This window comes from Parabacteroides sp. AF14-59, assembly GCF_003479515.1.
In the GTDB taxonomy this organism is placed as follows: Bacteria; Bacteroidota; Bacteroidia; order Bacteroidales; family Tannerellaceae; genus Parabacteroides; species Parabacteroides faecis.
In genome coordinates this window covers 40,364-64,750 of sequence record NZ_QUHH01000035.1, presented here as the reverse complement: position 1 = coordinate 64,750, position 24,387 = coordinate 40,364, and the positions used below count along the sequence as shown (strand labels likewise).

Sequence of the window (24,387 nt, the reverse complement as noted above, 5' to 3'; positions counted from 1 at the left end):
TGTTCTCTCATTTTGGATTCTTATAGAGAGTCAACCATATCTACAAAAAGACAGAATCAAAATATTTTCAAAAAAAGTCGATTATTGATTGTGTGTGTCGTTGCTGTTAACCTACACCAATATAAAGACGGATATTTTATGGAAGAAAACAACAAGACAAAACAAGTCATGCGGCTGTACTTTGGGAAACACTTTTCACGGTATGGGTGTATTTTGTTTGGGCGTTGGTTGAAGGCTGAAGATGAGGGGGTGGAAAAGCTGGACGCTTTACAGGATTTGTGGGAAGAGTCTGAAACTGAAGTGACCGCATCTACATATAATGACTGGAATGCTCTGCAGAAACATTTGATAGCAGAACCGTTCCGCAAGCGTATGACCCCATTGTACCGCCAGGTATTTAAATATGCAGCTATCATTGTCCTGGTGTTGATGACTGCCGGTACGACTTATTGGGCGACCGATCGTTTTAAGCCTGTCCGTCATGTAGAAATGGCTCAGATATTTGTTCCTTATGGAGAAAGTAAAGAGGTGCTGCTGCCTGATGGTTCGAAAGTATGGGTCGATGCCGGATCTTTGCTGGTTTATCCGAAAGATTTTACCGATACCGAGACACGTACGGTATATCTTACCGGAGAAGCGGCATTCTCTGTCCGGAAAAATCCGGAGCAACCTTTTATTGTAAAAACGACTTATCTGGACGTGCAGGCGCTGGGTACTGTCTTTTCTGTTGAAGCCTATCCTAGTGATTCCTGTTCGATGGCTACATTGGAAGAAGGGAGCATACTCGTTTCAGTAAACGATGAAGGTATCGAACCTACCATATTAAAGCCGGATCAGCAGTTAATCTATTCCCACACAACCCATACAGTGACTGTTCATGCTGTCGATGCATCCATATATAATATGGAAAGGAACGGTTACCTGATATTTGAGAATATTCAGTTCAACCGCCTGATGGCTTCTTTGGAACGTAAGTTTAACGTGACGATCCATTATAATTCACAAAAATATGCGGGTGAATATTACAATGTTAAGTTCTCTCCGGATGAGACTTTAGAAGATGTGCTGAATGTGCTACGGCAATTGGTTGGCATACGTTATACCGTGAAAGGAAGAGTAGTATTCATAAATTAAAAATAAAGGAGGATACAGATATGAGCAAAAGAAAACCGGAAAGACAGAAAGTGCGAAAATCCCTCTTTCCGGAATTCGAAATCGAATCTTGAACATCATTGGATTGACGAGTAAATCGTCAGGTTTTATTAATATTCAATTTTCAAATGTACAAATATATGAAATTAACTAATCTAATACCTATAAATAGCGGAAAAAGTATATCCAAGCTGCTATTTATAACCGCTTTGTTTTCTAACAGCTTGTTTAGCTATGCGCAACAACAACAAGTGCGCCTGACCGGGAATAATGTAACATTGAAGACGGCCTTCAAACAGATAGAACAACAGACAAAATTGTTTGTGGATTATAATACTCAGGAAGTAAATGATTCCCGTCCCATTTCAAAATTACCTAAAAACAGTAACGTGAAAGAGGTAATGGAGCAATTGTTGGAAGGAACCGGTTGTTCGATCGCCTTTAGTAACGGGCATATCATTATAACAAAACAAGCGCAAACTGCATCTGACACTAAAAAGATCTCAGGTATCGTAAAGGATGAACGCGGAGAGCCTGTTATCGGAGCGAATGTCGTGGTAAAAGGAACGACGAACGGGACCGTTACGGATATGGACGGAAAATATACTCTGGAAGTTTCCGCTGGTGCCGTGTTACAGATATCTTATATAGGCTACAACACTCAGGAGGTGAAAGTTGGTAGCGTAAATGTCGTAAATGTATCTCTCAGGGAAGATTCCGAAGCACTGGATGAGGTCGTGGTTATCGGTTACGGTACGGTAAAGAAAAGCGATTTGACAGGAGCGGTCGGTTCCGTACAGATGAAAGATGTGAGTCAAGTCGGTATTACCAGTGCAGACCGTGCTTTGCAGGGACAGATTGCCGGTGTACAGGTTAATGCCAGGACAGGCCAGCCAGGCGAAGCGATGATGATTCGTGTTCGTGGTAGCAACTCTTTGGCAGGTGGTAATGAACCGCTTTATGTCATTGACGGTATGCCGGTAGAGAGCATGAACTCCGATATCAACCCGGAAGATATTTTGTCGATGGAGGTTCTGAAAGACGCTTCTTCTACTGCAATTTATGGTTCACGAGGTGCCAACGGGGTTGTTATGATCACGACAAAAAGAGGTAGTACAGGAGAGACTGTGCTCGATTATAACGGTTATGTGGGTATTTCCATGTTAAGAAAGAAACTGAATTTACTGGGAAAAGATGATTATATATCCATGGTGAACGAGGTTTCGCAGAATGACGGAAAAGGTATAGCCATTACGCCGGAAGAGGCAGCTTCGTTACCTGATAGCGACTGGCAGGACCTGGCTTATCAGACGGCATTAACGCATAGCCATCAGGTATCTGTTTCAGGCGGTACCGATAAAACAAAGTTGTACTCCTCTCTGAACTATATGAACCAGGAAGGTATTATCAAAGGTTCCGATTATAACCGTTTTGCCTTGCGTATCAATGGTGACCAGAAACTGGCGAAAAATCTGGCATTAAACGCAAGTATTGCTTATTCATACGGAACTCAAAACACTGCGAACAGTAGTGCTGATGGTTGGGGGGCGATTGCTTATACGGCAATGGTAATGGCTCCTATACAGCCGATCAGAGATGCAGACGGGAAATACACGACTTTCTCTGGTACTCCGTGGGGAGGAACTAATCCGGTAGGGATGGCGGATTTATATAAAAATAAAACTGTAAATTCTCGTTTGCTGGCAAATATGTCACTTATCTATGATATCATTGACGGGCTGACTTTCCGGGTAAATGCCGGTGCTGAGGTAAATGCCGGAAGTACGGACCGATATATTCCGATAGGTTTGTCTGCCGGTGGAAAACTGGATGGAGATGCCTCTAAATCGAAGTCAAATTATTATACGATAATTAATGAGAATATTTTGACTTATGATAAGAAGTTCAACAAGAACCATGCTCTGAACCTGATGGGCGGTATTACTTTCCAGACTTATCAATATAATAGTCTGAGTGGTTCAGGTACAGGCTTTTTACGTGATGTGTATGAAACTAATAATTTAGGAGTAGCTTCAACCCCCGGAACTCCATCCTCGGGCTTTAGTGATTACCGGATGGTCTCTTTCCTGGGACGTGCCAATTATAATCTGATGGAAAGATACTTGTTGACGGTAACGGCACGTTATGACGGATCGTCTAAATTCAGTAAGAATCATAAGTTCGCCTTTTTCCCCTCTGCTGCTTTAGCCTGGCGTGTTTCAGAAGAAGATTTTATGAAAGATATCGACTGGCTGAGCAATCTGAAGTTGCGTGGAAGCATCGGACAGACCGGTAATCAGTCTATTAGCCCTTATCAGACTTTTGCCCGTTTGGGAACATCGGGACCTATCTTTGGCAATGGCAAAGATATCGGTTTCAATTTGTCTTCTATGGCTAATGATGATTTGAAATGGGAAACAACTACACAAACAGACATTGGTGTCGATTTCGGATTCTTCTCCAACCGTTTGAATATTGGTTTTGACTATTATTGGAAACAAACGCGTGATTTGTTATATAACGCTACATTGCCTCCTTCTTCCGGTTATTCTTCTATGTTGAGAAACCTGGGACGTATCGATAATAAAGGTTTTGAAATTTCTATCAACACGATCAACATGAGAGGGAAAGTTAACTGGACGACTAATTTGAACATAACATCAAACAAATCAGTAGTGAAAGATTTAGGTACGGATGTGTATGGAAATAAAATTATGCGAATCGATGCTCCTATCGGAGGAGGAAACTGGTTCCCCTTGTTCGTTGGAAAAGCACCGTTCCAGTTATATGGATATGAGATTGAAGGTATTTATCAAACAGATGAAGAAGCCCGCTCGAATGGCGAAGCGACCAAGAAAGCCGGTGATTACCGCTATAAAGATACTGATGGAAAAGCAGGTATTACAACAGGTGATAAGACTATTATCGCTAATACGCAACCTAAATTTACCTTTGGTTTGACGAATACGGTCAATTGGAATAATTTTGAATTTTCTTTCCTGGTGATCGGTAGTGTCGGCGGAGATATAGTAAATGAATTTAATAAGAGCATTACCAATATCGGTGGAACATGGAATATCCGTAAAGATGTATGGCAAAATCATTGGACACCGGAGAATCCGAATGCCAAGTATGCACGAGCTTCTGCTTCAACGAAAGATTATCTGGCATTTGGCGATCCTAGTTCTATTTGGGTGGAGAATGGCTCATATCTTCGTTTTAAAGATATAAAACTGGCTTATACACTACCTACTCAATGGTTTGCTGGTTCACGTAAACCGAATATATCGGTTTATCTGAGCGGACAAAACCTGATCACGATCACAAGTTACTCGCATTATGATCCGGAAGCATCCTGGACTTCTTCAGCCGTGAACGGGTGGGATAGAGGTGTTTATCCGTCTGCAAAATCATTTACTTTGGGTTTACAGGTTAAATTTTAATACGTATTATAAGAATGAAAACACTGATTAAAAATATATTACTGGCTGTACCGGTTATTTTATCTGCTTCCTGTTCGAGTTGGCTGGAAGAAGAACCGAAGACATTTATTTCTCCTTCTGCCTTTTATCAGACAGTGGAAGATTTTGATGGGGCACTGAAAGGGTTATATCCTCAGGATCAGAACCTGAATCTGACAGAAGTTTTTGCCGATTATAATGACAAGCCTGAGTCGGCAGAACAGGTTGGCGATATTTGGGCAAACAATCCGGGATATGGTTTTTATGCATTCAGAGGTGCTTGGGCCGGACCTTACAGTACGATTAAAAATACCAATATGATATTGGAAGAGATAGAAAGTAAGGACTTTTCGGCTGAAACAAAAAATCGTATTATCGGTGAAGCAAGATGCTTGCGTGCCTGGTCTTATTTTACACTGGTCCAGTTTTTTGGAGATGTTCCTCTGCGGGATAAAGTCGTGTCCAGTGATGCGGATGTTGCGATAGATCGTACATCACAGGCAGATATTTATAAATTTATCTTTGATGATATTCTGGATGCGGAACAGAAGTTACCGGAGGATGCTCCGGAAATGGGACGTGTGGATAAATATGTCGCGAAAGCAATCATGGCACGTATTTATTTAACTTCAGCCGGTTATCCGATGAACCAGAAAGAAAATTTTGCGAAGGCAAAGGAAAAAGCATTGGAGGTAATTAATAGTGGTAAGTATTCTTTAATGCCTACCTTCGATAAGGTTTTCAAGACAGAACGTTATACGGCGGAGACTATTTGGGCACAGTTGTTTTCTGCGCCTGACAGTTATAGCGGCATGCATAATAATTCTTCGCCCATCGGTAGCCAGACTGCCTTGTATTTGCCGACGGATGCATTTATTGCCGGTTTTGACAAAGGGGATATGCGTAAAGAGTGGGGAATTAAATCGGAATATATAAATGCCAAAGGAAGCAAAGTGATTAGTCGTACATATTATAATAAGTATATTAATGAAGAATATTTGGAACAAGAGCTTCCGGCTTCAAATACAAATATTCTAACCTGGCAAACGCAATTGATCCGTTTGGCAGAAATGTACCTGATAGCTGCTGAAGCTGAAAATGAAGTGAACGGACCGGCTGGAGCTTATCAATATATCAATGCTATTCGTAAACGTGCCCGTGTAGATCAGGGTGATCCTACGAATGTCCCGGATCTGAACGGACTTACGCAAGATCAGTTCCGGGAGGCTGTTTTACTGGAACGTAAGCACGAGTTGTTTGAAGAGGGTTTTGCCTGGTATGATCTGAAACGTACACAGACATTTGACAAGGTGCAGAAGGCGCGTGGTGACAGATTGAATGTGCCTATCGGTACTTACAACAACACCTGGCTAATACCTGATACGGAAATCCTGAATAATAATATTCCTCAGAATCCGGATTATAGATAATCATTGTAGAACACATGAAGGGCCGGTCTGATATATCTTATGGATTGGCCCTTCTTATATCCATCTGTCAAAAATGAAAAAGCAGTTTGTTTATTTATTGTTTTTATGTGCCGTTTGTTTACAGGCTTGCGGCAATCCGGTCGATCCGGCGGCTTTAGATCTGAACCCCGCGGATATCAATCGGTTGATACCTTTTCGGGGGGAATTGAATAATGGCGTACGGCAACTTTACCCGGAGGAACCCTATAAAACTTTTTGGGTAGAAAATTGGACTGCACCCGAACAGTCGATTGTGTGGAAAGTGAATACCGGTAGTGAAGATTATCAGGCAGCAATGTTGGTTTCTGTCAATAATCTTGAAGATGGAGAAGACGTAGCAGTAACGCTCTCTAATGGAACGGATAGTGTCATTTGTCGGATAGGGACCACCGGATGGCAACGTTGTCGTTTTCCACGACCTTTGCATTTTACTAAAGGCACCTCGGAATTGTCTTTAAAGATAAGTGAACCGGGGAAAAAGGCTGATTTTAATATTTATCTCTATTCACTGGAAGTAGTCAAACCTGAAACCTGTAAAAAGTTACAGGCAGAGGCGGCTTCATTACGTAGCAATACATTGTGGATGGCTGATCTGCCGTATGGTTTTTTCTTTCATTGGAATTCGAAGAGTATGCCGAAGGCGGGTGAACCGCTGGCTTATGAGGATGCTGTAAATAGATTCGATGCGGAACGTTTTGCCTGGACTGTTAATGAGTGTGGTGGAAAGCTGGTCTTCTTTACGACTTCGTGGGCCGAATATTATTTCCCGGCTCCGATACAAACTATTGATTCGATATTACCGGGACGGACTACAAAAAGAGATCTTGTAGCTGACTTGTCGGATGCTTTAGGAAAGTATGGCATTCGTTTGATCTTGTATTATCATGTGGGACATGGCGATAAAGAATGGTGGGACAAACAGCATTATACGCGTAATGATGCCGGTGATCTGTTCGCAAATGTGGAAAAGATAGTGGGTGAGGTCAGCCAGCGCTATGGAAGTCGTCTGGCAGGTTTGTGGATGGATGATGGTATCGGTTATTATCCGAATGGTGCCTCTTTCGAACGGATAGCTAAAGCTGCCAAAAGCGGAAATAAGGATTTGGCTATTTGTTTTAATTCCTGGATATTGCCGAAACTGACGGATTTTCAGGATTATTATGCCGGTGAGTTGGGGTTGTCGCCGGAGAGTGCCGGTATAGACGACCCTTATCTACCGTTAGATGGAGACGGCCTGTTTCATGGAGGTCCCCAGGATGGTTTGCAGGCTACTTTCTCCGGTACATTGGAGCCGGGTGACTGGACACATATATATAAGGATTCCATCATTGGAGATCCGGTACTTTCGATAGATGAATTGACACAGGTAGTCAGAGAATCCAATAGGCGAAAAAATCTTCCGATGATCAATGTCCGGATCTATCAGGATGGAACAATTTCTCCTAAATCGGAGGCTTTACTCAAAGAATTGAAGCGGAGAGCCTTTCAAAAGTAAGAATTCAACTGATTCAGGGATGGTTCTCTGTTAAAATGCAAGATGAATCATTCCTTTTATTGATAAATGAAAGAAAAAGTAAGATTTTTCTTTTAAATCCTTTGTGTATATGAATTATTGTTCTACATTTGCAGCGTCAAACAAAAATAAAGACAATTGAAAAGATGATGAACAATGTATTACATATTATTCTCGTGGTGGTCCTTCTAGTCATTAGTAGGTAAGGAGAAAGGTGTGTAAGAAGTTGTGAAGTCGTAAAAGATATTTCTTAAGCCTTTCTCCATACAGAGAAGGGCTTTTTTTATGGTACGGGAGGTTCGTGAACCACCCTTTAAAAATAAAAACAAATATGATGAAGAATCCGTTAAGAAGTTCATATAGCACAGAGGGGAGACGTATGGCGGGAGCCCGTGCTTTATGGCGTGCCAACGGCATGAAAGAAGAACAGTTCGGTAAACCGATTATAGCCATTGTGAATTCATTTACTCAGTTTGTTCCGGGGCATGTGCATTTGCATGAGATCGGACAGCAGGTAAAGGCGGAGATTGAAAAGCTCGGTTGTTTTGCTGCAGAATTCAATACCATCGCAATAGACGACGGTATCGCCATGGGGCATGACGGAATGCTTTATTCTCTTCCTTCACGTGATATCATTGCAGATAGCGTTGAATATATGGTGAATGCGCATAAGGCGGACGCAATGGTTTGTATCAGTAACTGTGACAAGATCACTCCGGGTATGTTGATGGCTGCAATGCGTTTGAATATCCCGACCATCTTTGTCTCCGGAGGACCGATGGAAGCCGGTAACCTGGATGGACGTGCACTTGACCTGATCGATGCGATGATCGAAGCTGCCGACGATTCAGTGAGCGATGAGCAGGTCGAAAAGGTAGAACGCTCGGCTTGTCCGACTTGCGGATGTTGTTCCGGTATGTTCACCGCCAATTCGATGAACTGTCTGAATGAAGCGATCGGTCTGGCTCTTCCCGGTAACGGAACAGTTGTGGCAACGCATGCCAACCGTACGCGTCTGTTTAAGAAGGCAGCCCAAATGATTGTGGATAATGCGTTCAAATATTATCGCGATGGGGATGATTCGGTTCTACCTCGTAATATTGCAACCCGTCAGGCTTTCCTGAACGCGATGTCGCTCGACATTGCAATGGGAGGATCTACCAATACGGTTCTTCACTTATTGGCTATAGCTCATGAGGCTGAAGCCGACTTCACCATGAAAGATATAGATATGCTGTCCCGCAAAACTCCGGTTATCTGTAAAGTAGCTCCGAGTTGTTCTTATCACGTGGAAGATGTGAACCGGGCAGGTGGTATTATCGGCATCATGAATGAGCTGGTAAAAGCTGGCTTGGTGGACGATTCGGTGAAACGTGTGGATGGCCTGACTTTGGGACAGGCGATCGACCGGTATTGCATCACTTCCGTGAATGTAACCGACGAAGCGATCAATATCTATAAGAGTGCTCCGGCACATCGTTTCAATCTGGTACTCGGATCACAGGAAAGTTATTATAAAGAACTGGATACAGACCGCACTTCCGGTTGTATCCGTGACGTGGAACATGCCTATGTCAAAGATGGCGGTCTGGCTGTTCTTTACGGAAATATTGCACAGGATGGCTGTGTGGTTAAAACGGCAGGTGTAGATGAAAGTATCTTCCGTTTTGCAGGTCCGGCAAAAGTGTTTGATTCGCAGGATGCTGCTTGCGAAGGTATCCTGAAAGACAAAGTCGTCTCCGGCGATGTCGTCGTTATCACCTATGAAGGTCCGAAGGGTGGGCCGGGTATGCAGGAAATGTTGTATCCGACTTCTTATATAAAAAGCAAGCACCTGGGTAAAGAATGTGCATTGATCACAGACGGACGCTTCAGCGGTGGAACATCAGGATTGTCTATAGGACATATCTCTCCCGAAGCGGCTGCAGGCGGAGCGATAGGGTTAGTGAAAGACGGCGATATGATCGAAATAAATATTCCCGAAAGAACCATCCATGTAAAGGTAAGTGATGCGGAACTGGCAGAACGTCGCAAGGCGGAAGAAGCACGCGGAACCAAAGCCTTTACACCTCCTTTCCGCCAGCGTACGGTATCGAAAGCCCTGAAAGCATATGCAAAGATGGTTGCTTCGGCCGACAAGGGCGGTGTACGAATAGTAGAAGATTAAAAAAAGATTACATCAGACAATAAAACAACAAATATGGAACAAAAGATAACCGGTTCGGAAGCTTTGCTGAAAGCGCTGATCGCTGAAGGAGTAGATACTATCTTCGGTTATCCGGGTGGGCAAGCAATCCCTATTTACGATAGCTTATACGATTACAGGGATAAATTGAAACATATATTAGTTCGTCATGAACAAGGTGCTACACATGCTGCTCAGGGATATGCGCGTGTCTCCGGTAAAGTAGGCGTCACACTGGTTACCTCGGGACCGGGTGCAACCAATACAATCACCGGTATAGCCGATGCTTTGATGGATAGTACGCCTATGGTGGTAATAGCCGGACAGGTTCCGTCTCCGTTGCTGGGAACGGATGCGTTCCAGGAAGTAGATGTGATCGGTATTACACAGCCTATCACAAAATGGGCTTATCAGATCCGTAAACCGGAAGAGATAGCCTGGGCCGTATCGCGCGCTTTCTATATCGCATCGACCGGCCGTCCGGGACCAGTCGTTCTGGATCTGGCTAAAGATGCACAGGTTGGACTTGTGGATTATCACTATGAGAAAGTCGACTACGTTCGTAGTTACCAACCGGAACCGGATATTAAGCAGGAACGCATTGAAGCTGCAGCAGCCTTGATCAATCAGGCTAAGAAGCCTTTCTGTCTGGTAGGCCAGGGGGTTATTCTGGGAGGTGCGGAAGATGAATTGAAAGAGTTTCTGGTGAAAAATGATATTCCCGCCGGTTCTACGGTTTTAGGTTTGTCTGCATTACCTTCTGATTTTCCTTTGCATAAAGGTATGCTGGGAATGCATGGAAATGTAGGTCCTAACCGGAAAACAAATGAATGTGATGTATTGATCGCTATCGGCATGCGTTTCGACGACCGTGTGACCGGTGATTTGAAAACATACGCTAAACAAGCGAAAATAATACATCTCGATATAGATAATTCGGAAATCGGAAAGAATGTTCCGGTAGATGTAAAGGTATTAGGGAATGCCAAACATACGATTCCGATGATCACCGCTTTGCTCGAAGAAAGGAAGCGTCCGGAATGGAATGCCGAGTTTGAACCTGATGCAAAGGAAGAACAGGAGAAAGTGATTGAAAAAGAGCTTTATCCTGCCAGTGGGCAACTGAAGATGGGAGAAGTGGTTCGTAAAGTGTCGGAAGCGACCAATGACGATGCTGTTCTGGTGACCGATGTCGGTCAGAACCAGATGATGGGCGTTCGCTATTTCAAATATAAACGTACCCGTAGTGTGGTTACTTCCGGTGGTTTGGGTACAATGGGTTTCGGTCTTCCGGCTGCTATCGGAGCCAAGCTGGGTGCACCTGACCGTACGGTTTGTTTCTTTACCGGTGACGGTGGTATCCAGATGACTATTCAGGAACTGGGGACGATCATGCAGGAGAATCTGAATGTAAAGATCATCGTTCTTAATAACAACTTCCTGGGGATGGTGCGCCAGTGGCAGGAATTGTTCTTCAACGAACGTTATTCCAATACGATCATGAAGAATCCTGACTTTGTAGCTATAGCCAAAGCGTTTGGCATTGCTTCTCGTGCCGTAGATAAACGGGAGGAACTGGATGATGCGATTGCAGAAATGCTCGATCACGACGGGGCTTATCTATTAGTCGCCAATGTGGAAACTTGCGGTATGGTATATCCGATGGTTCCGGCCGGAGGAAGCGTGACGAACATGATTTTAGGAGCTAAGTAAGGAGGAACAATTATGAATACGAAAAAATTATATACCGTTATTATCTTTTCAGAAAACACTGTAGGACTTCTGAACCAGATAACCGTTATCTTTACGCGCCGGCAACTGAATATTGAGACGCTTTCTGTTTCTCCTTCGGCTATAAAGGGAATACATAAGTTTACAATTACTACCTTTGCCGATGAGGATACGATCGATAAGGTCGTTAAGCAGATCGACAAGCGTGTAGATATTTTGAAAGCTTATTATAATACGGACGAAGATCTGGTTTATCAGGAGATAGCTCTTTACAAACTGAGTACCGAACTCTTTATCAAGATGGGAACGGTAGAGGATCTGATCCGTAAATATAATGCCCGTATCCTCGAGATGAACGAAGATTGTGTGGTGTTGGAAAAGAGTGGTCATTATGATGAGACTCAGGCTTTATTCAAAGAACTGAGCGAAACGATCGGTGTCCTTCAGTTTATCCGCTCCGGTCGCGTTGCAATAACAAAGAGTAAAGTGGAACGTCTGAGCGACATGTTATCTTCGATGGAGAAAAAATTGCAGGAGAAACATGCCTGAGAGCAGATAGTATCATTTATAAACAGTATAAATTATGGAGAAGAACAAAGTAGGAGAATTTCATTTCGTAACAGAGTCCTATCTGATGGACTTCCGGGGGCGCATCACGATCCCTATGATCGGTAATTATTTATTGCATGCAGCTTCCTGTCATGCCGCCGACCGTGGATTCGGATATAGCGATATGACCGAAAGGCATACAGCATGGGTGCTTTCACGCTTGGCTATCGAGATGACTTCGTATCCTGCTATGTCCGAATCCGTTACTTTATATACCTGGGTGGATGAAGTAGGAAAGTTATTCACCAGCCGTTGCTTTGAGTTGGTAAACGGCGAAGGTAAGACTTTTGGCTTTGCCCGCTCTATCTGGGCTGCGATCGATGTGGAAACGCGTCGTCCGACCTTACTCGATGTGGAGGGACTGAGTGCGTATGTGACCGACCGTCCTTGTCCGATCGAGAAACCCGGAAAGATCGCTCCGGTGGAAAACAATGCATCCGGAGAGTTTTACCGTGTGAAATACAGCGACCTGGATGTAAACGGCCACCTGAACAGTATCAAATATATGGAACATCTGCTCGATTTATTCGACATCGGTATGTTTCGTGAAAAAGAGATTGGCCGTTTTGAGATCGCTTATCAGTCTGAAGGTAAATACGGCATGGAGTTGACGCTCCATAACCAGGAAGTATCCGAAGGCAAATATAATATGGCAATATGTAACGATGGCAAAGCAATATGCCGTGCCGCCGTTACATGGACATAACCCGGTTCATTTGCCGTCAGTTTTAACTGACGGATAGGTAATGGATATATAATCGTTGGACTTTAGTCCCATTTCTTACTGATACAGTCGTTGAATTTGAAGAAATGTGGCTGAAGCCAAAACAAGAGCTTAACATCTAAACCGTCGGTTAAAACCGACGGCAAAGGAACCCGGAGAGGATAAATCCTCTCGTTATATAGAGACAAATTATTTTTATATACATTTTAATAGTAAAAAGAAAATGGCAGTAATGAATTTTGGCGGCGTTGACGAAAACGTAGTAACCCGCGAAGAATTTCCGTTGGAAAAGGCAAGAGAAGTATTGAAAGACGAAACAATCGCTGTGATAGGTTACGGCGTACAAGGTCCTGGCCAGAGCCTGAACCTGCGCGACAACGGTTTTAACGTAATTGTAGGACAACGTAAAGGTGGTAAGACTTGGGAAAAAGCCGTTGCTGACGGTTGGGTGCCCGGTGAAACACTGTTCGATATTGAAGAAGCATGCGAAAAAGCAACTATCATCCAGTATCTGCTTTCAGACGCTGCCCAGATTGAAGTTTGGCCGCGTATCAAAAAGTATCTGACTCCGGGAAAGGCTTTGTATTTCTCTCATGGATTCGGTATTACTTACAAAGAACGTACAAACATCATTCCTCCTGCTGATGTAGACGTAATCCTGGTGGCTCCTAAAGGATCGGGTACTTCATTGCGTCGTATGTTCCTGCAAGGCCGTGGCTTGAACTCCAGCTATGCTATCTTCCAGGATGCAACAGGTAAAGCATGGGATCGTGTGATCGCATTGGGTATCGGTGTTGGTTCAGGTTATCTGTTTGAAACGACTTTCAAGAAAGAAGTATATTCCGACCTGACCGGCGAACGCGGTACTTTGATGGGTGCAATCCAGGGATTGTTGCTGGCTCAGTATGAAACATTACGTGAAAATGGTCACGAACCTTCTGAAGCATTCAACGAAACAGTAGAAGAACTGACTCAGTCATTGATGCCGTTGTTCGCTGAAAACGGTATGGACTGGATGTATGCAAACTGTTCGACTACAGCACAGCGTGGTGCTTTGGACTGGATGGGCCCGTTCCACGATGCAACAAAACCGGTATTCCAGAAACTGTATAGCGAAGTAGCTTGCGGTAACGAAGCTCAACGTTCTATCGATACAAACAGTAAACCTGACTATCGTGAAGGTTTAGAAAAAGAACTGAAAGCTCTTCGTGAAAGCGAAATGTGGCGTGCAGGTGCTGTTGTTCGTAAACTTCGTCCTGAAAACAACTAATAGTTGGTGCGATAAATAAGCAGTAAATATCTTGCGATATAAAGCGGTAATCCGGTCTGTTCCGGGTTGCCGCTTTTTCTTTCTCGTTCCCGGCTAAACATGAACCTATGACTAACTAAGTCTTTCCTTATGACTTGTTAATACGAAAGTCCTTACTTATTAAATTTACCCTGTACATCTTGCGTTATTACCCAGTACACCCTGACTGAATCATCCTGTACATCCTGGCTGGCTACCCTGTACAGTGTAATAATAAATAGTAGGGACTTTTGACTTAGAAGCTCCCTGACTATGCGATAAAAGGTGACGGGAAGAGATATAGTGGTTACCTGTGTGACATATTTTAGTTAAGTAAGTTCTACTATCATAAAGTTTATCGAATTTATCTGCCATCTGCAACCATTGTTCGTAATTATATGGTTATTAGACTGTAAATGGTTGCAGATAGCCGTTTTTTATCTGCAACTTTATCTGTCATCTGTCACCGGTATGGAATATCACCGTGTTATATGTTAAAACCCATTATCGGTGGAGCAGGTTTGTCGATCTCATATGCTTATTGTATTTGATCGGTTAGGTGTTTTTATGTAGTCGCTTTTCTTAATAGATGAGTGTTAAATAGTAAGTAATAAAGTATTAAATATATATTTTTATGCTTGTAGTTATTAATGATAGATTATATTTGTTGAAGAAAGTATGGTGTGTTTAATCAAGATGAATAGATTGATGTTTATGAGTAAAAAGTTGTGTATCTTGATTTTATGAACTTTATTTTATGTATGTGAACCTGGGCGCTTTTTAAGGAGAGAAGCGTGGCCTCTAATGAAATGAATGCTATTATGATTAAATTTATTTAATTAAAGTCTTGAATTTAACTATGTGGACAGACTCAAAACTAATTAAATCACTCATGTTTTCTGTATTGTTTGGAGCTGCGGGAACTGTAGTTGCAGCTATTCCAACAAGTCCCGAAACGATGGTAGTGCAACAGGGAAATAAGGTCTCAGGCCTTGTCTCTGACGATATGGGGCCCGTAGCCGGTGCTTCTGTCGTAGTAAAAGGAACTTCTGTCGGTACGATTACCGATACCGACGGCCGATTTAGCCTGGATAATGTCCGGCGGGGATCGGTTATTGTAATATCTTTTGTCGGCCTGGCTACGCAGGAGATTACGTGGAACGGGCAAGCTACCTTACATGTTAAGCTGAGCGATGCGACACAGGATTTGGATGAAGTGGTAGTGGTGGCCTATGGTACGGCTAAGAAATCGACCTTTACCGGATCGGCCTCTGTTGTGAAAGCGGAGAAACTGGAAAAGGTGATGGGTACCGGTTTTACGGAAGCATTGCAAGGGATGTCGGCCGGTGTAAATGTAGTGAATACCCAAGGTAATCCCGGAGCAGAAGCCCGTGTTGAAATTCGTGGTATTTCTTCCATGTCCGGAAAAGCCAATCCTTTGTATATTGTTGACGGTATGCCTTATGATGGCGGTCTGAACCAGATCAATCCTACGGATATCGAATCGATGACGGTATTGAAGGATGCTGCGGCTACCTCTTTGTATGGTTCGCGTGCGGCGAACGGTGTTGTGATGATCACGACTAAGAGGGGTAAATCGGCAAAGCCCCAGATTAATTTCCGCGGAGCCTGGGGTACTTCGGATAATGCTGTAAAGAACCCAAAGAAAGCGGATCCGTATCAGCAGTTGGAAAATACCTGGTATGCCCTGTATTACGATGCTTTACTTTATGACGGCCTGGATGCCAAGGCTGCCGGCGATTATGCATCTTCCCAGGCATTGACCAAGCAGGTAAAAGCTACAACGAATTCAAAAGGGGAAGCTATTTATGTGACTCCTTTCAGACATATCAATGAAAACTACGTATTGCATGACGGTAATGGTAATCCTTACATGAATCCGAATCTGGAATATGTATGGGATGAAGATGACTGGGATGTTTATAAGGCTATCTTCTCCCGAAAACTGCGCCAGGATTATAGTGTGGATATCAGCGGACAGACAGGAAACGGGAAGACTGCTTATTTCTTCTCCGGTGGGTATCTGGATGATCAGGGATATGGAAACCGCCAGTATTACAAACGTTATTCTTTCCGTACGAACTTGAGTACCGAACTGTTCGACTGGTGGAAAGTGGCAGGTAGTCTGTCTTATTCCCGGCATCGTCAGAATGTGTCGGGAGGTGCCAGTCGTGCTGCAAACTTTACCACATCGCTTTCGTCCCCATGGTTGCGTAATGAAGATAATACAGGATGGGTTGTTTCGGAAAAGACGGGAAAGAGAATGTATAATTATGGTAAATATACCAATAACTTCTTTGGAGCGCATATCCTGAACAATTCGGGTGATTATTGGGACAATGAGAATGACGATAGTTTCGATAATAATATGGGACACATTCTCTCGGCTCAGTTTAATACGGAGTTTAAGCTGCCCTTGGGTTTGAAGTTTCGTTCAGCCCTGAATATCGATGATTACTGGTATCGTACGATGAATTATTCTTCTGCTGTGCATGGTAGCGGTCAGACTGCTCCATACGGTATTTCCATCCTGGCGGATGGAGGTTATGCCAGCCGTTATGATTATAATAAGCGCTCTACTACCTGGAATAATGTATTGTCGGGCGACTGGTCGATCGGCGATCACAATATTTCCGGTATGGTGGGGCATGAGTGGTATACCTGGGACTCTCATTATGAACAAGGCTGGGGCTACGGCATTATGGAGCTGGGTAAATACGAATTATCGAATACGACAAAGAATTTTGGCGTATCCGGCGGTCGTGATAAATACTCATTGCTATCTTTCTTTGGGAAACTGGATTATAATTTCCTGAATAAATACTATGTGTCTGCCTCTGTTCGTGAGGATGGTTCTTCCCGTTTCAGCTCCGACAATCGTTGGGGTACGTTCTGGTCGACCGGTGCCTCCTGGAGAGCTTCGAAAGAAGGTTTTCTGGAAGATGTAAAATGGATTGACAATCTGATACTTCGTGCCAGTTACGGTACGACGGGTAATGATAAGCTGATCGTGCGTAATGCAAGTAATGGTAAAGCGGGTGACGAAGTTTTATATGGTTATCAGGGCACTTATGAAAGTGACGACTTGTATCTGAAGTCCGGTTTGAAGCCATCGACAACTCCCACGCCGGATCTGAAATGGGAGAGCAATAAACAATGGAATATCGGTGTGGATTTTTCTTTCCTCAGTCGTCTGAGCGGTACGGTGGAATATTATTCCCGTACATCTCATGACCTGTTGTATTATAAAGAATTGCCTTTATCGGCACAGGTTGGCTCGGCTTCCGGATATAATATGAATATCGGTGACCTGCGTAATAGCGGTGTTGAAATAACGATCAATGCCAATATCTTTACTTCAAAAGATTTCAGATGGGATATCGATGCCAATATGAGTACTTTGAAGAATGAGGTTACTTATCTGCCGACAGGTGCATATACGTATGCAGGTACGGCTTGTACCTATAAAATGGAGGAAGGTAAGTCTATCTATGAATTTATCGCCCCGCAATATGACGGCGTAAATCCGGAAACAGGTTTGCCGGGTTGGTTGATCCGTGATGGTAACGGTGGTTGGGTGCGTACGGAAGATCAGGCGAAAGTAACTACCGATGATTTCGTATACTGCGGTTCTGCCATTCCTAAAGTATTCGGTTCTATCACCAATAATTTCCAGTTTAAAGGGATCGATCTGTCGTTTATGTTCTATTATTCTTATGGATCGAAGATTTCCGACTATACCTATAAAGAACGTATCATGAACCGTCCGGGTGTGGGTGTCGTACAAGAATTGGTGGAAGACCGCTGGAGACAGCCGGGTGACGCGGGAACGCTTATTCCCCGCTGGTCGTATAACCAATATGGCGCAACGGTAAAATACGCCGATAACTTTGTGTTCGACAACCATTACTGGCGTCTGAGAAACCTGACTTTAGGCTATACTTTACCAAAGAATATCAGCCGTAAGGCATTGGTAGAAAACCTGCGTGTGTATGTGACAGGTAATAACCTGTTGACTTTCGGGCCGGCAAAGAAACGCTTTACAGATCCCGAAACAGGTGTCATGGGTAACAGTTATAATGGTAACGCTGAAACGGATAACGGTATTCAGGGTTCCAGAAGACTGTATATGGTCGGTATTCAAATCACATTATAAATGTAAAAAAGATATTTATGAAAAGATTATTTATAAACATATCCTTCCTGTCCCTCGCTCTTGTAGGTTTTACTCTAACAGGATGTGATGACGATCTGACAACCAGTTCGTATGTGAAAGTGAATGATACGGATGTGCTCGAAAATATATCCCAGCTGGAAAAAGTCTTGACCTCGACTTATAAACAGTTGTATTTTAATACGGATAAAGGCGATCGTGTATTTGCCGGACTTCCGGGCTTCCAGATGTATGTCGATGCAGGAGGTGCGGATATTGTGAGTCATACCAATATGGGAGGCGATCAGGTCACGTCTTATCAATATTCGAATGCAAAGACTCAGGCGGATGGAAATGCATCCAAGATATGGTCGATGTGCTATAACGTGATCAACCGTGCTAACATTATCCTGACCAATGTGGATAATGCCAGCGGTGATGAAACGCAAAAGAAGCATATCAAGGGGCAGGCACTGGCTATGCGTGGAATCCAATATTTCCATTTGATCCAGAATTACCAGCAGACGTATGTTATTGCCAAAAACAAACGGGGGGTAATCTTGCGTACGTCTTCCACTGATGAGTCTCATAAAGGTTTTTCAACCGTGGAAGAGATATATACCCAGATCGTATCCGATCTGACTACTGCCAAGTCGTTGCTTACTGATTATCGTCCGGAAGACCTGTGGTTTATAAACTCTGAGATTTGCTCCGGTATCCTGGCCCGTGTATATCTGGTGATGCAAAACTGGGAAGGTGCTTACAATGAAGCTAAGATTGTTTATGACAATCATAGTCAGTTGATGACGCGCGAACAGTATCGTTCAGGTTTCGATGACATGATTTCCGGTAATTATGCAGAGGTTGTATGGGCGATGAAGTATACTGCCGACAATAACCTGGGAGGTAGTACGCAGTTTAACTTCTGGTACAACCAGGATGAAAGTTATGGCGAAGGCTATGCGGATGGTCCGATCTATTCTTTCCTGGATTACTTTGTAGATGAGCAGTTTGTGAAATTGTTTGAAGAAAAGGAAGACCGTTATCAATTCTGGAAACGTACAAAGAACGCAAACAAAGAGATCAATACTAAATGGGCGTTCGATAAGTATAAACATTACGGAGAAGATGGTGGAAGTGTGATCCAAAGTGCTACCCGTCCTGAAGTATGTCTGATGCGTGGTGCTGAAATGCTGTTGATCATGGCGGAGGCTGCTGCTCAGAAAGGAAGTACAGGAGAGGCTCTTACTTTATTGAATCGTTTGCAGGTAGCACGTAATGCGACTCCGACAACCAACGGAGGTGGGGATGCATTATTGGAAGATATCTACAAAGAACGGCGTAAAGAGCTGATCTGTGAAGGACAGGCTGGTTTTTATGATCTGGTTCGTTTGCAGAAGCGATTGATTCGTTATGGCGAAACGGCTGCAAATCCTGCCGGACATTATGTGTGGGGTATGCAATATCTGAATGGTTATAATGTCAGCGATCCCCAACCTGTGGGAATTCTGGAATCGAATGATTATCGTTTCTTCTGCCAGATCCCTCAAATGGAGATCCTTAATAACGATGCAATCTCAGAAGCTGACCAGAATCCCTGGAGCGGTCAATGATACGTGATCTCATACTAGAGGAAATTAACTTGTAGACAATATAAACAAAGAAGAGAGGCATGTCTTTAAAGGCATGCCTTATAACCTCTCGGCTCTAATTATTGCAACCAATTAAATCATACAACTATAGCTCTTAATTACGTTATTCAAGCACGGAAGAATCCGCGCAAACCGACAGAACCTGCAAAGTGTTACCTTTCTGCACTGGTTTGTAATTATTTGCTAAATTTGTCCTCGGTTAAGAGTAATGGTGACGTAAAGCTACAACAGTTCAGAACATTAAATCTCTATTCGACAACTTGGAGATGTGGTGAATTGGAAATAGGATGCTCTATTTTGACTACCTATCATGCAAAAATCAACAAGATAGGTGCTCAAATTAAGCGCATTTGAGCACCCATAAACAAGTTGGTTGCAAGTTTACGGACAACCTCACCGACAGAATAAACTAACAAAAAAATGAGTGCAATTACAAAATTCATAGACGACTATCTGACAAAGTCAGGTAAAATAGGGATTGACCCTGTTGAAGCTAACGCTTTACTTGAAAAAGCAGGGATTTTGCGAGACAGTAAAGACAGACCGGGCAAACCACTTCGGGACTTATTGCGGAAAGGACAACTACCACACGCTTTTCAAGCAGGTGGTAAAGGTTCAAGTTGGACAATTCCACATTCGAGTAAAGGAAAAAGTTTGGCTTCAAATTATTCGTCCACTAAGCCGGCACCCAAAACACAGACACTGCCAAAATCTGTTGTTAAGCCAACAATTTCAAACCATTCAAAAAAGTCATTCGCACCATTGGCGACAGACGACATTGAGATTTTGATTTTAGGCACAATACCCGGCGACAAATCGCTTGAACTTGGTAAGTATTACGCACATCCAAGAAACAGATTTTGGAAAATAATTGCAGAGATAACTAACGAACAAATTCCGACAACTTACACGGACAAACAGAAATTATTAGGACGACACAAAATCGGACTTTGGGACGTTGCAGAAGGAGCAAACAGAAAAGGAAGTTTAGACACAGACATTCTTGACGCAACACCAAACGACCTTGACGGTTTTGTGCGGACACACGACAAAATAAAAGTTATTGGTTTCAACGGAATAAAAGCACAAAATCTTTTCGCAATGTTCTTCCAAAGAAATCCGAAAATAACTTATTTCGTATTACCAAGCACAAGTCCTGCAAACACAGGAATGACGTTTGACGAAATTTGTAATCAATGGCGACATATTTTAAAGTAGAACGACACCTTAATTACTTGTTTCATAACTCTTTTTTTAAGGATTGTTTTGGCGTAGTTTGGAGTATTTACTATTTCATGCTTACCGAAAGAAAAAGGCAATGGATTAGTAGCTAAACTTTCGCTCAACCTCGCTATATTGTTCATTATAGGCAAAATGAATAATATAGCGCCAAAAGGCCGAATAATCCTAATTACTAAACACTTACTTTATTCGTTCGCGTTTTGCCATTCTTCCAAAGTCTTTTTCTATCTTTGTAGAATTCAAATCATTAATAACTTAAAATAATACCATGAAGAAGATCAGTCTTTTCTTTCTCTTTTTTCTATTGACTGCTCTCCCTATTTTTGCTCAGGAAGATATCAAAATTACCCATGCCCCCTATCTGCAGAATCTGGGTGAGAATGAAGTAACAATTGTATGGACAGTCAACAAGCCTTCGATCGGGTGGGTGGAACTGGCGCCTGACGACGGAACACACTATTATCAGACGGAACGCCCGAAATTCTTTAATGCGAAAAACGGTATCAAGTTGACATCTACCGTTCATGCTGTCCATCTGAAGGGATTGAAACCCGGCACACGTTATCGTTACCGGGTCTATTCGCAGGAAGTCCTGAGCCATGTGGGCTGGCGGGTAATATATGGAAATGTAGCCGCCACCTCTGTTTACGGAAAAGAACCATTGGCATTTCAGACCAGTGACCACGGCAGGCAAACGGTAAATTTTGCGATGGTGAACGATATTCATGGAAAAAGCGACGTATTGGAAAAGCTTATATCTCATTGCGATTTAAAGTCGACCGATATGTTCCTGTTCAATGGGGATATGGTTTCTATTTTCAATAGTGAAAAGGAAATATTCGAAGGTTTTATGGATAAGGCGACAGCACTTTTTGCTTCTGAAATACCGATGTACTATACCCGGGGAAATCATGAAACGCGCGGCTCGTTCGCCACGGCTTTCCAGGATTATTTCTCTCCTAAGCAAGAGCATATCTATTATACGTTTCGCCAGGGACCTGTCTGTTTTGTGATCCTGGACAGCGGAGAAGATAAGCCGGATTCGGATCTGGAATATGCCGGTATAAACGTGTATGACCAGTACCGTACGGAACAGGCTGAATGGTTGAAAGGCGTACTTGAAAGCAAGGAATATAAAGAAGCACCTTTCAAAGTCGTCGTTTGCCATATTCCTCCTTTTGGTGGTTGGCATGGCGATCAGGAAGTGCTTGACAAGTTTATACCGTTACTCAATAATGCCGGTGTCGATATCATGCTTTGTGGCCATCTTCACCGTTATATACGGAATGAAGCGAAGGACGGTGTGAAATTTCCGGTTATTGTAAACTCTAATAATACGGTGTTGAAAGCTGAGGCTCAAAATAATAAACTAAGCATAAAGGTTCTTGATCAGGATGGAAAAGAGGTCGATAAACTGATTGTAAATAAGTAAAGACTGAGCCGGATATAAATGATTCCCGACAGGCAGTGTTGTTGCTGCCCGTCGGGAATTTTTGTTGTTCGATTGGTTAGAGAGTTCTTTTCATAGTATAAAATGATATTAGTCTTTACCTACATATCCTTGATTTTGCCTTAAATTCGGGTTAGCCAGAATTTCACTTTCCGGTATTGGCCAGACTTCATTCTTGTTTTTCCGGAACTGTCTTATTTCTATCTGTACCTTTTTTCCGGTAACCGGATTTACTGCCCCATATATAGGACCATTCATTGTTGCTTCACCGATATCCCATCTACGGATGTCCATATAACGGGTTCCTTCGAAAGCGAGTTCGATGCGGCGTTCCCGGCGATACAGTTTGCGTATTTTTTCTTCACTGTTGTACTCGGCTGCAGTAACAGGTTGCTGACCGGCACGTTTTCGTATATCATTTATATAGTTTAATACGTCCGCATGATTGTATTGACCGGTCTCGATCAGGCATTCTACATAATTAAGCAGGATCTCGGCATACCGGATGATCATATAATCGTTTCTTTGACTGGTCCGGTCCTGTGGATCATAAAACTTCTTTAGCATGAAACCGCTTCGGGAAGCGTTGGGCCTGCCGACTGCTTCCGGTCCTTCACCCCACGGGTCGTAAGTATATTGCTCGAAAGTTGTATTGTCGTAAGGCGTCACGATGGTTGCATACAGGCGTGGGTCACGATTGTCATTATATAAAGGATCTTTCGTATAGATGTCCAACGAGTCAGCTCCTAATTCATCCAAGGTCTTTCCCTGTTTGGTTTCAAAAGCGTTCACGAAGTCGAGCGTGGGCCATGAGGTACATTGTTGCCCCAGTCCCGGACCGGAAAAACGAAAATAAGCTTCTTTGCATCCTGCCGGTTTGATAAGGATTCGTTCCTTATTTGCTCCGTCCATACTGACTGTCCGGAATAAATCCCTGAAATTCCGAGCCGGATCGTCATCTTCCGCATGGGTGTAGAATAATTCGTACCGGCCGCTGTTTATAATCTCCGCAGCAGCTTGTCTGGAAACATCGTAACGCTTGGTGTTCAGGGCTATGATCGACTTAAGGGACAGGGCTACGGCTTTATCCATTCTGTCTTTTTTAGCATCTTCATATTTGAAAGGTAGTGCTTCGATAGCCAGTGCCCGGTCCAGTTCCGCCAGCATGAAATCGGTAACAGCTTCGGGGGTAGAACGTTCCATAAAATTCTCGTTCGGCGATAAAGCATGATCAACAACAGGGATACCTTCTTTATATCCGAAGTATTTAAACAATTCCCAATGATAGTATGCACGTAAAATAATGCATTCCCCACGCATTCGTTCTTTTTCATTCGGGTCGATAAAGTAAGCCTTGTCCATATTCTCAAGCATACGGCAACAGTTCCGGATATTCTTGTAATAAGCGTTCCATACCTCGGTGATACCTCCAAAGGAATTGGGACTATCCGAAGTGATGGTACTGTTACCGATGGTCGTAATAAAACCTCCGAAATCGGCTCCGTGATACGTATTGTCGGTAAATCCTTCATAATGAATGATCGATGCATAAGGGGATGTATAATGTAGTGAGCCGGAAGGTAACGAATAGCAGAGATTTAAGGCTGATTCTACTTCACCGCTGGTTTTCCAGAACGTATCGTCGGTTGCTCCGAATGGATTATCCCGTGTTAGAAAATCGCTGCAACCGGATAGTAAAACGATAAGAGTCGATAATAATAATGTATTTTTCATATC

14 protein-coding genes are annotated in these 24,387 nt (G+C 43.1%); 13 read left to right on the top strand and 1 reads right to left on the bottom strand.

Features of this window, described 5'->3' with window-relative positions:
- Positions 1-138: 138 nt before the first annotated feature.
- The 13 genes from DWW23_RS24635 to DWW23_RS24575 all read left to right on the top strand — a co-directional run bounded on the left by DWW23_RS24635 (position 139) and on the right by DWW23_RS24575 (position 22,632).
- Positions 139-1,134 (top strand): FecR family protein, encoded by a 996-nt coding sequence (locus DWW23_RS24635; protein ID WP_122357118.1) that lies wholly within the window; start codon positions 139-141, stop codon positions 1,132-1,134.
- A gap of 158 nt (positions 1,135-1,292) precedes the next feature.
- On the top strand, positions 1,293-4,595 hold the full coding sequence (locus DWW23_RS24630; protein WP_233564449.1) for a TonB-dependent receptor: 3,303 nt from the start codon (positions 1,293-1,295) through the stop codon (positions 4,593-4,595).
- 14 nt (positions 4,596-4,609) lie between these two features.
- Positions 4,610-6,043, top strand: coding sequence for a RagB/SusD family nutrient uptake outer membrane protein (locus DWW23_RS24625; protein WP_222941116.1), 1,434 nt, complete (start codon positions 4,610-4,612; stop codon positions 6,041-6,043).
- A 73-nt stretch (positions 6,044-6,116) separates the two neighbouring features.
- A complete protein-coding gene (locus DWW23_RS24620) occupies positions 6,117-7,577 on the top strand; it encodes an alpha-L-fucosidase (RefSeq protein ID WP_122357112.1) in 1,461 nt (486 codons plus the stop codon).
- Between the two features lie 352 nt (positions 7,578-7,929).
- Entirely contained in the window at positions 7,930-9,762 is a 1,833-nt protein-coding gene (ilvD, locus tag DWW23_RS24615) for a dihydroxy-acid dehydratase (protein ID WP_122357121.1), read from the top strand.
- Positions 9,763-9,795: 33 nt separating this feature from the next.
- Positions 9,796-11,493, top strand: coding sequence for a biosynthetic-type acetolactate synthase large subunit (gene ilvB / locus DWW23_RS24610; RefSeq protein ID WP_122357110.1), 1,698 nt, complete (start codon positions 9,796-9,798; stop codon positions 11,491-11,493).
- Between the two features lie 12 nt (positions 11,494-11,505).
- Positions 11,506-12,060, top strand: a complete 555-nt coding sequence (gene ilvN / locus DWW23_RS24605; RefSeq protein ID WP_122357108.1) for an acetolactate synthase small subunit — start codon at positions 11,506-11,508, stop codon at positions 12,058-12,060.
- Between the two features lie 34 nt (positions 12,061-12,094).
- Complete coding sequence (locus tag DWW23_RS24600) at positions 12,095-12,826, top strand: acyl-[acyl-carrier-protein] thioesterase (protein WP_122357106.1); 732 nt, start codon at positions 12,095-12,097, stop codon at positions 12,824-12,826.
- 241 nt (positions 12,827-13,067) lie between these two features.
- A complete protein-coding gene (ilvC, locus tag DWW23_RS24595) occupies positions 13,068-14,114 on the top strand; it encodes a ketol-acid reductoisomerase (protein WP_122357104.1) in 1,047 nt (348 codons plus the stop codon).
- Positions 14,115-15,024: 910 nt separating this feature from the next.
- Positions 15,025-18,309 (top strand): TonB-dependent receptor, encoded by a 3,285-nt coding sequence (locus tag DWW23_RS24590; protein WP_233564448.1) that lies wholly within the window; start codon positions 15,025-15,027, stop codon positions 18,307-18,309.
- 17 nt (positions 18,310-18,326) lie between these two features.
- Positions 18,327-19,919 (top strand): RagB/SusD family nutrient uptake outer membrane protein, encoded by a 1,593-nt coding sequence (locus tag DWW23_RS24585; RefSeq protein WP_122357100.1) that lies wholly within the window; start codon positions 18,327-18,329, stop codon positions 19,917-19,919.
- A gap of 459 nt (positions 19,920-20,378) precedes the next feature.
- Entirely contained in the window at positions 20,379-21,176 is a 798-nt protein-coding gene (locus DWW23_RS24580; protein WP_122357098.1) for a DNA-deoxyinosine glycosylase, read from the top strand.
- A gap of 292 nt (positions 21,177-21,468) precedes the next feature.
- Positions 21,469-22,632, top strand: a complete 1,164-nt coding sequence (locus tag DWW23_RS24575; protein ID WP_122357096.1) for a metallophosphoesterase family protein — start codon at positions 21,469-21,471, stop codon at positions 22,630-22,632.
- A 108-nt stretch (positions 22,633-22,740) separates the two neighbouring features.
- Here the strand turns inward: DWW23_RS24575 and DWW23_RS24570 are convergent, their stop codons facing one another.
- Positions 22,741-24,384 carry a RagB/SusD family nutrient uptake outer membrane protein gene (locus tag DWW23_RS24570; protein ID WP_122357094.1) on the bottom strand — a complete coding sequence of 548 codons (1,644 nt, stop codon included), beginning with the start codon at positions 24,382-24,384 and terminating at the stop codon, positions 22,741-22,743.
- Positions 24,385-24,387 lie beyond the last annotated feature (3 nt).

Bases quoted from the DNA above. Each gene is read 5' to 3' on its own strand.
- DWW23_RS24630 (WP_233564449.1), top strand. From the start codon at position 1,293: ATGAAATTAACTAATCTAATACCTATAAATAGCGGAAAAAGTATATCC.
- DWW23_RS24600 (WP_122357106.1), top strand. From the start codon at position 12,095: ATGGAGAAGAACAAAGTAGGAGAATTTCATTTCGTAACAGAGTCCTAT.
- ilvN (WP_122357108.1), top strand. From the start codon at position 11,506: ATGAATACGAAAAAATTATATACCGTTATTATCTTTTCAGAAAACACT.
- DWW23_RS24580 (WP_122357098.1), top strand. From the start codon at position 20,379: ATGAGTGCAATTACAAAATTCATAGACGACTATCTGACAAAGTCAGGT.
- DWW23_RS24585 (WP_122357100.1), top strand. From the start codon at position 18,327: ATGAAAAGATTATTTATAAACATATCCTTCCTGTCCCTCGCTCTTGTA.
- DWW23_RS24570 (WP_122357094.1), bottom strand. From the start codon at position 24,384: ATGAAAAATACATTATTATTATCGACTCTTATCGTTTTACTATCCGGT.
- DWW23_RS24625 (WP_222941116.1), top strand. From the start codon at position 4,610: ATGAAAACACTGATTAAAAATATATTACTGGCTGTACCGGTTATTTTA.
- ilvB (WP_122357110.1), top strand. From the start codon at position 9,796: ATGGAACAAAAGATAACCGGTTCGGAAGCTTTGCTGAAAGCGCTGATC.
- DWW23_RS24620 (WP_122357112.1), top strand. From the start codon at position 6,117: ATGAAAAAGCAGTTTGTTTATTTATTGTTTTTATGTGCCGTTTGTTTA.
- ilvC (WP_122357104.1), top strand. From the start codon at position 13,068: ATGGCAGTAATGAATTTTGGCGGCGTTGACGAAAACGTAGTAACCCGC.
- ilvD (WP_122357121.1), top strand. From the start codon at position 7,930: ATGAAGAATCCGTTAAGAAGTTCATATAGCACAGAGGGGAGACGTATG.
- DWW23_RS24575 (WP_122357096.1), top strand. From the start codon at position 21,469: ATGAAGAAGATCAGTCTTTTCTTTCTCTTTTTTCTATTGACTGCTCTC.
- DWW23_RS24590 (WP_233564448.1), top strand. From the start codon at position 15,025: ATGTTTTCTGTATTGTTTGGAGCTGCGGGAACTGTAGTTGCAGCTATT.
- DWW23_RS24635 (WP_122357118.1), top strand. From the start codon at position 139: ATGGAAGAAAACAACAAGACAAAACAAGTCATGCGGCTGTACTTTGGG.